The organism is Shewanella sp. 10N.286.51.B8, from assembly GCF_041469325.1.
In the GTDB taxonomy this organism is placed as follows: domain Bacteria; phylum Pseudomonadota; class Gammaproteobacteria; order Enterobacterales; family Shewanellaceae; genus Shewanella.
Map to the genome: position 1 here is coordinate 1 of NZ_JBFRKG010000045.1, position 9,808 is coordinate 9,808.

Genomic DNA, 9,808 nt, shown 5'->3' on the forward strand with positions numbered 1-9,808 from the left:
TGGAATTAGACCAGAACAAGCTATAGACTTGTATCACTATTCTATTCAAAACACTCCAAAGTAATTTGGAGTGTTTGTTATTTTAAAAAGACTTCAGAATCTCTCCTGCAGTGCAGTTAATCTGCAGGAGAGTTAATTAGACAAATTTTCATTAATTACATATCACCACATCATGGCTGTTCAGCAGATATCTTGCGAGATCGTTTGCTTTAACAAATATGGGCATCTTACGACCTGTTCCAAACTTCAGGGTCACTAACGATAATTCATCGACACTACCATCATGATACTTTGCCATAGCAGTTTTATGGGTTTGGTATCCTAGATAATCTTCAGCCACTTTTAGGTATGGTATTAGTGGAGTTCCATATCGTTGGCATAAATCATTGGTGAGGACTAAAAGTGCGAAACTTTCGGACATTTTATCGTTGTTTAATGGACTTGCCTTAATGGATTTCTTCATAGCTCTTATCATTATCCTTCGCATAAATTAGGGGATTATCTGATAAGTGTATTTGCTGTTGAATGTAAGCCAAAAAACAGGGTTATGCTTAGTTGTGGGGAGTATGGATGATGGTTTCATCCATACTTAGCTGAGGCGTAGAATACCTCGTGAGTTTGATTATGTGGCTGTGTTTAACGCTTCGATATATTCACAAATCGAGGGTGATTGATGCACTTAACTAGGTCGTCGACATAGACAAAGAGAGCGTCTTTATTGCCTTCGGCCAGGCAAATGGTGACGAGTGGAGTGTTGTCGATAGTACCATCACGAAATCTCGTCATTGCAGTGCCGGATGCAGCCCAACCGAAGAGGGTTTTAGCAACCTCCAAGTAAGGTACAAGAGGGGCTCCATATTGTGACATCAAAGCTTGGCTCATAGCCGAACCTTCATATGAGGGCTGTTTATCACAAGAGCTAGAGTCAAAAGCATTGTTGTTTATTTGAAGTCTTTTTATTGTCAAACTTCGATAATGCATAAACATATTAGCCAGTGCATCAATTGTTATTCGTCCCTTTTTAATATCAATTTTAAGGCTTTTTAAGAACTCATCTGTTTTGAGACGTTTCTTAAAGGTTGCCTCTCCAACGCCAAAATATTGCTTGGCAACAAACTTGATAGAAACATCAGATAGTTGCAGTGATTCTGATAATTGTGTACTCAGCTGTGTTAATTGGTTCATGAAGAAAGCCTCAATATTATTAATGTTGAGGCTAGTATTTCGGAGTTTCGATTCAGTGCGAAATGTTGGTTATGCCCAAATCGAATTTGCAGTTTAAGTTCAATCGATTTGGATACAGATTAATTATTTGATTTTATTCGGGGGCTAAATCAAAGTACGGATACATGACTGGCAAAGGCTTAGTGTGGAAGGAAGCGATTACATTAGCGGGTTTGTACCATGAATCTTAATACTCGGCGGATCTGATTGTTGTTTCCAAAGCGCTTTGCCATACATCGCTAAAGCATACCTTGGTTTATGCTCATACTAATGTGTCTCAAGTACGGCAAGCTATTAAGGGGGCTTTTGAAAATTTATGATAGTTGCCGTTATTCTTAGTAGTCTATAAATTTTAATCTAGTGTGTTTTGAAAGTGAGTCAACGAAAGCCTGTTGATTCACTTTCTGGTAAGCCTTTAGCTCAATATTGTGATGCCGAACAAGCACAAGGTGCTGCAGAGTACTCTAAGGAGTATTACGGTAACGAATTGAGTCCCTACCATTGTAACAAATGCAACTTATGGCATCTGTCGCCAACGAATCGGCAGACATCAAGTTAGAAATGTAGCCGCTGTACGGGAGGCTATGAGGTTGAAAAAGAAGCATGTAGAGCTAAAAAAACTCGTGTGAGAGCCAAATTTATCTATGATGAGCAAGGTATTAGCTTAAGAGTCTATAAGTGTAAATATGGTTAAGGATGGCACCTAACAAAGGATAAATACTAAACGATAACTTACGAACTTAATTTCAGTAAAATGTAATCTCCCCCTAAATTCATCCAACTTGCAGTCGAAATTAATCTCGACCGCAAACTGTAGATTTATACTTACATGTAGAAATTTTATGCTTAAACTTCGTGCAGCGTGCAGTATGATATTTTGTCTTTATTTATCCATTCAAATTTATTGATATCTTTGTTTCTCACTTGAAACAAAAAGTTGTTATCGAAGTAACTATAGGGGAAATTACCAAAAAATAGTCCATCTTCAGAAGGCGAATTACTATAAACAGATGCGTTTGCATGCCAAAAAACTTTGAACCTATTTTCACTTATTACCTCAATATTACCTTTTAGGTTACCCTTAAAGCTACAAACAGAGTCCCCAATTTGGTAGGTGTTTTTAAGGCGGTTCTCCCAAACTTTTTTCTGCGAATCAATAGATTTTTTGAAATTATTTTTTTTGTATTCTTCAGCCTTTTTTTGTTCTTTAGCTTTCTCTTGTTGATTTTTTATCTCTTCATTGATTTCGATTTTTCTTTCAATCCACCCATCTTTGAGTTGATTTTGAAACTTGTCAAGTATTTGATCCTTGCTTAAATATACTAATATATCATCATACTCATATTTAGTTTTAGAAGCAGATTTGTATGGTGTAATAGTAAATCCTAACCAAATGGCATCAGTTACTTCTTTATTGACGATGCAATAATATGATTTGTGTGCCGAATTACGATTAACATTTACAAAGTAACTATCCACAATGTTTGTTAAGCTACCTTCTTTATTATTATAATTATTATTTTTACTAGTGTTAAATATGTTTTTAATGTCATTTTTATTTAGATCTAGTTCTGGGTAGTGAATTAAATTAGCGTTTAATAATCTAAGAAAATGATTTTTTTCATTAGAAGGTTTTATTACAAAAACAGTGCCAGAGCATGAAGCTTCCAAAACATTCAATAAAAGGCGGTCGTCATCAAATAATCTTGAGCTGCGTCTTGTATGGTTTAGTATATTGTTTAGATTTATATATTCCAGTGTTCCAAATTCCCTGCTTATTTTTTTAACCTCAGAGGACCGCTGTGTTGCAATATTTTGGAACACTTCTTCAAAGTTGTTACCTTGTTCAGGAACTCTCCCTAATATCGAAGTGCCCTCTACTAAATTTAAAAATGCGCAGCCGCCTAAGCTTAATGCTAATGTTGTTATCGCTAATGATAAGCTGTTCTTCAAAACTGAATCCTTTATAATTCATTGTAATACTAATGACTGAGTGCTATTTTACGAAAAAGTAACAAAAAATCAACATGAAATGATAGGTTTTTATTACCTTTCTATTTGATGTGTGTGCTAAAAATACGATATGGATTTTCAGTAAAAAAATTGTTTGAGTCACTGTGGTGAGTTTATTATGATTTTTTGGCTAATATATAATTTGAATTTTAGATGTAGTAACTAAATTATTTTAATTTGGTTACTTTTTTAAATTATTTTTTGATTTTGTAGTTTTTTGTTCTTAATAATGGCTAGTAAATAGTGTTTTTTAATCGTTAAGGTTTAAGTTGAAAACTGGGATATATAATTAAAAAAGGATTTTTATGAAAACTTTATTTCTACTTTGTTTGTCTTATCTAATGTCATTTTATTTGTATGCTAATGACGACTTGAAGCGTGGTATTGATGCATTTAAGACGGGCGATTACCAGAATGCAGTTAAGTTTTATGAAAAAGCAGCAAAAGCAGGGGATGCAATAGCGCAGTATAGGCTTGGTTCAGCTTATCATAATGGTAAAGGGGTAACCCAAAACTCACTACAAGCTATCAAATGGTATACAGAAGCTGCAAATCAAGATTTTCCATATGCACAATTTCTTCTTGGTACTGCTTCTGATTTCGGTGATGGAGTTATTGAAGATCCTATCAAAGCCTTTGACTGGTATAAAAAATCTGCCAACCAGGGCGTTGCATATGCACAGTGGGCACTTGCTGGAGCTTATAAGCGTGGAAGGGGAGTTTCTCAAAATTATGAAAAGGCCGTCGAATGGTACAAAAAGGCTGCTGAACAAGGTATTGCTGAAGCACAATTTCATCTTGGCCTAGCGTATGAAAAAGGAGAGGGTGTTACTCAAAGTTACAAGCAAGCAGTATTTTGGAATGAGAAGGCTGCCAAACAAGGTTATTTGGCATCACAATATAACCTTGGTAATTTGTACCGTGATGGAAAAGGAGTTGTGCAAGATTACCGTAAAGCATCTGATTTGTATGAACAATCTGCAATTAAAGGACTTGTAGATGCGCAGTTCGCCCTTGGGATGTCATATGATCTTGGTCAAGGGGTTATTCAAGATTATGGAAAAGCCGCACATTGGTATAAAGAAGCGGCTAACAAAGGAAAAGCAGAAGCAAATTATAATCTTGGCTTGATGTACGATAATGGCAAATTTTTTAAACAAGACTTTAAAGAAGCTTTTGTATGGTATAAGAAAGCTGCGGATAAAGGAGTAGTATTAGCTCAATATAATGTTGGTACTATGTATGCTATGAGCAAAGGCGTAGAGCAAGATTATGAAAAAGCTTATATATGGTTTTCAATTGCCGCGGCGTCTGGTCATGATGGTGCTAAATTTAATAGAGATTTAGCTGAGAGCTTTCTTTCTGAACAGGTTTTGTTAAGTGCGAAGGTAAAGGTATCTCAACTTCAATATCAAATCAATTCTAGTCAAGATACATTCAATTCAATCTAAGTGTGATTACACATCAGTAGGGGGTTATGGCTACACTTTTGTGGTTTATGTAAAGGAATTACATTCTATTTATGCCACTACAAACCCTCTACTTCAATATTCCGTGATAGTTTTAAATTGATATTGGCAGGTTATTTTTTATCTGCGATATCTTTATCAACTTCATCTTTATGCGCAGCTAAAGCTCTGCGTGTGAGGATGATACAGCCAAAAATCAGTAAAACTAGCGGTACGATAAACTCCATCTCATGTCTCCATTGTTTAGATAAATTTAAAAAACACATATTGGCACTTAGTCCAACAGCTTGGTGGGCTGACGGTCTCATCGTATTTTTTGTCATAGACATATAAACCCCATTGAAATTTCAAATGCATCACGACTATGGGTACAAGGTAGATGCCGTTATTGAGTTTGAAATACAGGTAGCCACAAATGATTGAGACGACCAACATGAAAATATAGGGTGTTAGTCTCGCTAATAATTGTTCTGACATATGATTAAAATCCACTATCAAAATCATTGTCGAAACTAGAATCAAAGCTGCTATCAAAACTACTTTCAAAGCTAGAGTCACAGGATGAGGATGAGTCATCAAAACTGAGACTCGTTGTCGTTTCGGTTACGCCGTATGGGTTACCATTAATATCTACTTGTGAGCCTGAAATCATTGGCGTGCCGTCGATATTCGTAATGGGTTGAGCCGAGTTTAATTTAGTCATGAGTTATCCTTTTTCATCGATTTTATTTTTAGTTCTCTATACAAGTTAATGAAAAAATGCTAAAAAGCAAACTTGTTTGACTGCAACGCTCAGCAACAAAAAGTTTGTTAAACCCTGCTTGTTTTCTTTTCTATTACCTTCACTTTTTCGCACAAAAAAATTAATTACTCCTCATTACTCATACGCTTTTATTCGATAGAATTCGCTGTTAAACAGCAAAACTCGGCACGATTTTTTGCGACAAAACGGCTTGTGATAACAAGCTTTCAAAGCGCGTATTTGGGCGTTGACGAAGTCAGCGTTCGAAGGAGCACGCGCATGTACAGCTGGTCTGTACTAACCGTATTTTAGTTTTGCCCTAGCAAAATTTAGGCGTTAATTTGGGACAAATTAATGGCTAAACCTCAAGTCTTTTCGTAAGAAAAGCTAAGCGGCGAATGAGGGGATAAATGTGGCACACATCCCTCTATCGACAGCGGCAGAAATGCGGTTAGTACAGAGCGTAGCTCGGTGCATGCGCGGCTTATGTCTTGAAGTGCTAGAACGGAGTTCGTAAGCCTACTCTGATGACGAGTCATCAGAGTAGGCGGGCGCTTCATGACATATGAGTGAATTGCGAAGCAAGTTGCTCATCAGGCAAAGCCTGGCTCGGTAGCGATGCTCATCGCTATTTCCATCCCGATAGGGATAAATCAGTTTAACGGCATGAATTACGAGACATGTGGTGATAATTTGCAGTGCCTGACACTACTTATTGATATCAATAATTCAAAGAATACGGATATCACTATGCACACACATCAAGCGTTACAGAATGCGATTAACGTAAGCGTTTATGAAGCTGGGGATAAGGCTGAAAAGTTTCAGCCTTATTTGTTTATTCCTATGCGGTATTTCTGCGGTGCTAACAATAATCAAACGGGCAAAGCTCGAAGGGAACTCACTATCAAAATAGTGGCCAGATTTGGGGTGACGTCACCGACGATTATTGCCTGGCTTTACGGTATTTCTCAACGCCAGGCACTAGAGCATTTAAACAAGCTCATGAAGGAGAAATTACTCAATGTGGTTATAACTCATCGGTCTTTGGATAATCGCGTTTATGTACTCGATTATGCTGGGGCTAAGTATGCTGAGGAATTACTGTCAGTGGCAGTGTATTTTCGCTCAGGCGACAACCCATCATTAAGGGTCAATCTAAATACGGTGATGCATGATTTGATGATGCAGTATATCCAGCTACGAGGCGTACATAATAAAAGTAAGAATGGTGAGGACAATGTGTTTTGGCACTCTGTAGTGACTGAGCCGGAGTTTAAAAGGCTGTTTAAGTCTCATGATGTGAGAAACGTGGATGGCATTGTACTGGAAGTGTCTGGCAGCGTAACAGCGATTGAAATGGAGCATTCATTTAAGACCAAGGCGGCAAGGCAAACCATTCTCTTAAAATGGCTATACGGCTTAAATCATGGCTATTACGACAAGATAATGTTGTTCTCGCAATCTTTGAAGATATTTAGTGATATTAAGCGACTGCATAACCAACTATTCGAAGAGATGGTGACTCGAGTAGATAAAAAGACCCGTAAAACTCTTTTAACATCACAAGACGTCACGCTATTACAAAGCAAAATCATATATCGAACCGTATTATGCGGTGAATTAGAAAGCGTTTTTTATCAATAGATTTTAACTGCTACAAAAACGAGAAAGACACCCTAAGGGTGTCTTTCAAGGTAAAGCCTTTCAGGCATTACTAGAGGAGTGAGGTAGATTCAACACATTGGAGGAATCACCAGAGATAATTTTTATCCATAAAAAGAACTCCGTTTCACTGCAGCCGAGGCATCCATGTTTCCCTCCGCAATAATAAGTAAGCCTGAAGCTAGAGAAATTAAGCTAGTTAAGTAGGATAAGAGTAGAAAAACGTCAACTAATCACCTGATGACAAGTAATAGATAATAGAAAAAAGTACGCACAACAGGCCAATAGTGGCCCAAATTAAACCTAGATCAATATGCTCCATGCAACCTCTTAACAATCCTTGTTAATCGTCTCGAAAGTATAGTCTGGAATGTTGATTAAGGTAAATTATGAAAACAGTAACTCGTTTATGCCCAAAAATGAGTTTAAAGTTGGTATATTTTGTAGTGAGCCCCAGAGTTTTCTAGCATTATCTGAACTTATCCAAATTTATTATATTGAGGGAATGCACAAACTCATTTCTGTCCAAAAATAAGCTAGGTAAGCTCTAATGTAGTGGCCAGTTTTAGTTAGCTACTACAGCGATTACGTCGCTGAGTATTGGCAAATATCCATAAGTGCGCTTGGCTTGCTCAATTAGTTTATATTCGCTGGCGGTAGAGAAGCAAAAGGTAATCTCACCTGCTTCTTCGATAAATAAAGTTTTCAGTTCTTCAAAAGTTGTAATTACCAGCCAGTCGATGCCGCTAAATATTCTTGCTCAACTTTGCGGAGTGATCAACCTTAATGTGGTCAATAAAAGTAAGTGTTAGTCATTTTACATCAACAAGTTACGTGTTAAGTTAGATGAAAAATTAATTATAAGCAGGGATTTATTCGAGACGCTGGATAATAAGCTGTTAGTTTTCAAGGTAGCCGATGTACCGATAGGGAGCACATGAACGATTTTAATTTAGAAGAACTGGTTGAAGCTGTAAGTAGTGATTTAAAAAAAATGAAGTTTACTTACTGCGGTCATGAAAGTCAGTTGTGGTTTAATTCACCACAATTAAACAATACTCCAAATTCATTAGTGCTAACAGGTAATTGTTTACCTGCTCATCTATTAGTTAAGAAATATATTTCAAATAATTTTAGCTGGGGAAAAAATGCAATAGTGGTAATCGGTAAAGAAACCCCTCTTTCGGATGTTCAAAAAACAAATAAAGAACAAGGAACAATAAATAGAATATTTCCTATTTTTTATCAAAACTATGAACTATTTAGTTCGTTGTTAGATGACTTTCATGTTTGGGTAGATGTAAACGATGAAAATGCACCTTTATCACGCATTGATATAACAGCTTTTCCTGGTCATCTTGCTTGCATTGAGTTACCAGATAAAAAGTACTATCCTGTAATTACATCTCAAGTTGAAGTCGTGCTTTTTTATCAGCAATATCAGTTTTTTATTGGGAGGAGCTCGTTGACGACAAGCCAGATAATGACGAGTGGCATAAATTTTTTTGACTGGAAAACTGAATTGGATATTGTCAATCAGGAACAGGAAGCAACGGCAAATAAAACTGGATACTCTAAGAAAACTAAGAAGTCGTTTAAAAGGACAATAAACAGTTGGCTTTTGCTCCTTCGTCACTTATTTTAGCCAGCAATTTTATTGCCTCTTAACGAGGCGTTACCGCATCGTAGCTTGCCATACATTCCCTAATTAGCTTCATAACTTTAAGTGCTTTAACTCTAACAAGCTTCTGTCCAAAAGCTTGTTAGATAGCATTAGGGTTAGCCATGAGAAAGCGAACCCCAAAGGGTTCGCTAGTTGGTTATTATTGTGCGTCAGCAGCAATAATGAGATCAGACCAATATTGCTCAGCAGCTTCAAAGTAATAATTTGGATGTATCCCAAAAATACTGATGAATTCGTTGCTGAATAGCCCACAAAAAGCGGCTACATTCTCTATGTATATCAATAACATCATGTATGCATCAATACCTGACAGGTATTGGCTCTCAAGCTCAGCATTCTCTTCAAGCAGCGACTTGCTGATACTGATGCCTTTCATTTGGCCTGCGACATTTCGATGTAAATAAATGTAGTTATTAAAGCTTAGTTGAATCTCATCGTTCTCAAGTTGGTGGTCTGCCAACAGCAATACTGTGCTGTGATCATTCCATGGACTTTTTGATTGACGTTTATAGACTCTAATAAGCTGTGTTTCTGACTTGTTCATACTAATTCCTAGTGTTTATGTCCTCGTCATTAACTAAGAACCCCACTAGGAAATTATCTGTCGTTTATGTACTTGGTAACAAAATCAGTTGCCAGTTTAATGTCCGACTCTTGTAACCCTTGACGACTCAAGTGCTGCTTAATTTGAAAGTTAAGTATTTTCAGCTCTACATCATCCGCGTAGATACTAATGTCATGATACAGCGCTTCTGAGTTCACTATTGCTGTGAGCTTTTCTAGCAGATGAGCTAACTTATTCGTCTTTTGAGTAAACTGCTTATGTTCGTTCATGAATGTTTCTCGTTAATAGATTAATGGACGTTATTAACTAGAAACGAGAGAGGCAAAATGTGCTGGTTATTGATAGGAGTTAGAAGGTTTACTCCTTGCTATGACTAAAATATCAAGCAAGGAGCAAATAATAGTCTGCTTAATGAGATGAGCTATGGAGGGTGTAACAGATTCTGT

The 9,808-nt window shown here is 36.8% G+C and carries 11 protein-coding genes; 4 read left to right on the plus strand and 7 right to left on the minus strand.

Features of this window, described 5'->3' with window-relative positions:
* Positions 1 to 151: 151 nt before the first annotated feature.
* Both AB4160_RS16340 and AB4160_RS16345 read right to left on the minus strand, forming a co-directional pair.
* The gene (locus tag AB4160_RS16340) at positions 152 to 463 is read right to left on the minus strand and encodes a pyocin activator PrtN family protein (RefSeq protein WP_372005533.1); all 312 of its coding nucleotides are present in this window, start codon (positions 461 to 463) and stop codon (positions 152 to 154) included.
* Between the two features lie 173 nt (positions 464 to 636).
* On the minus strand, positions 637 to 1,185 hold the full coding sequence (locus AB4160_RS16345) for a pyocin activator PrtN family protein (RefSeq protein ID WP_372005535.1): 549 nt from the start codon (positions 1,183 to 1,185) through the stop codon (positions 637 to 639).
* Between the two features lie 412 nt (positions 1,186 to 1,597).
* Between AB4160_RS16345 and AB4160_RS16350 the strand changes: the two genes are divergently transcribed.
* Positions 1,598 to 1,783, plus strand: a complete 186-nt coding sequence (locus tag AB4160_RS16350) for a hypothetical protein (RefSeq protein WP_372005537.1) — start codon at positions 1,598 to 1,600, stop codon at positions 1,781 to 1,783.
* Positions 1,784 to 2,070: 287 nt separating this feature from the next.
* Here AB4160_RS16350 and AB4160_RS16355 read toward each other — a convergent pair whose 3' ends face one another.
* Entirely contained in the window at positions 2,071 to 3,177 is a 1,107-nt protein-coding gene (locus AB4160_RS16355) for a hypothetical protein (RefSeq protein ID WP_372005540.1), read from the minus strand.
* A gap of 365 nt (positions 3,178 to 3,542) precedes the next feature.
* Between AB4160_RS16355 and AB4160_RS16360 the strand changes: the two genes are divergently transcribed.
* Positions 3,543 to 4,688 (plus strand): SEL1-like repeat protein, encoded by a 1,146-nt coding sequence (locus tag AB4160_RS16360; protein ID WP_372005542.1) that lies wholly within the window; start codon positions 3,543 to 3,545, stop codon positions 4,686 to 4,688.
* A 131-nt stretch (positions 4,689 to 4,819) separates the two neighbouring features.
* Here the strand turns inward: AB4160_RS16360 and AB4160_RS16365 are convergent, their stop codons facing one another.
* Positions 4,820 to 5,035 carry a hypothetical protein gene (locus tag AB4160_RS16365; RefSeq protein WP_372005545.1) on the minus strand — a complete coding sequence of 72 codons (216 nt, stop codon included), beginning with the start codon at positions 5,033 to 5,035 and terminating at the stop codon, positions 4,820 to 4,822.
* A 152-nt stretch (positions 5,036 to 5,187) separates the two neighbouring features.
* A complete protein-coding gene (locus AB4160_RS16370) occupies positions 5,188 to 5,409 on the minus strand; it encodes a hypothetical protein (protein WP_372005547.1) in 222 nt (73 codons plus the stop codon).
* A gap of 789 nt (positions 5,410 to 6,198) precedes the next feature.
* Here AB4160_RS16370 and AB4160_RS16375 point away from each other — a divergent pair.
* Together AB4160_RS16375 and AB4160_RS16380 are read left to right on the plus strand one after the other, a co-directional pair.
* Positions 6,199 to 7,095 carry a hypothetical protein gene (locus AB4160_RS16375; RefSeq protein ID WP_372005549.1) on the plus strand — a complete coding sequence of 299 codons (897 nt, stop codon included), beginning with the start codon at positions 6,199 to 6,201 and terminating at the stop codon, positions 7,093 to 7,095.
* 955 nt (positions 7,096 to 8,050) lie between these two features.
* Positions 8,051 to 8,758 (plus strand): hypothetical protein, encoded by a 708-nt coding sequence (locus AB4160_RS16380; protein ID WP_372005552.1) that lies wholly within the window; start codon positions 8,051 to 8,053, stop codon positions 8,756 to 8,758.
* Between the two features lie 178 nt (positions 8,759 to 8,936).
* Here AB4160_RS16380 and AB4160_RS16385 read toward each other — a convergent pair whose 3' ends face one another.
* Complete coding sequence (locus AB4160_RS16385) at positions 8,937 to 9,341, minus strand: hypothetical protein (RefSeq protein WP_372005554.1); 405 nt, start codon at positions 9,339 to 9,341, stop codon at positions 8,937 to 8,939.
* Positions 9,342 to 9,394: 53 nt separating this feature from the next.
* Positions 9,395 to 9,631: a hypothetical protein gene (locus tag AB4160_RS16390; RefSeq protein ID WP_372005557.1), complete on the minus strand. Its 237-nt coding sequence runs from the start codon at positions 9,629 to 9,631 to the stop codon at positions 9,395 to 9,397.
* Between the last annotated feature and the right edge of the window lie 177 nt (positions 9,632 to 9,808).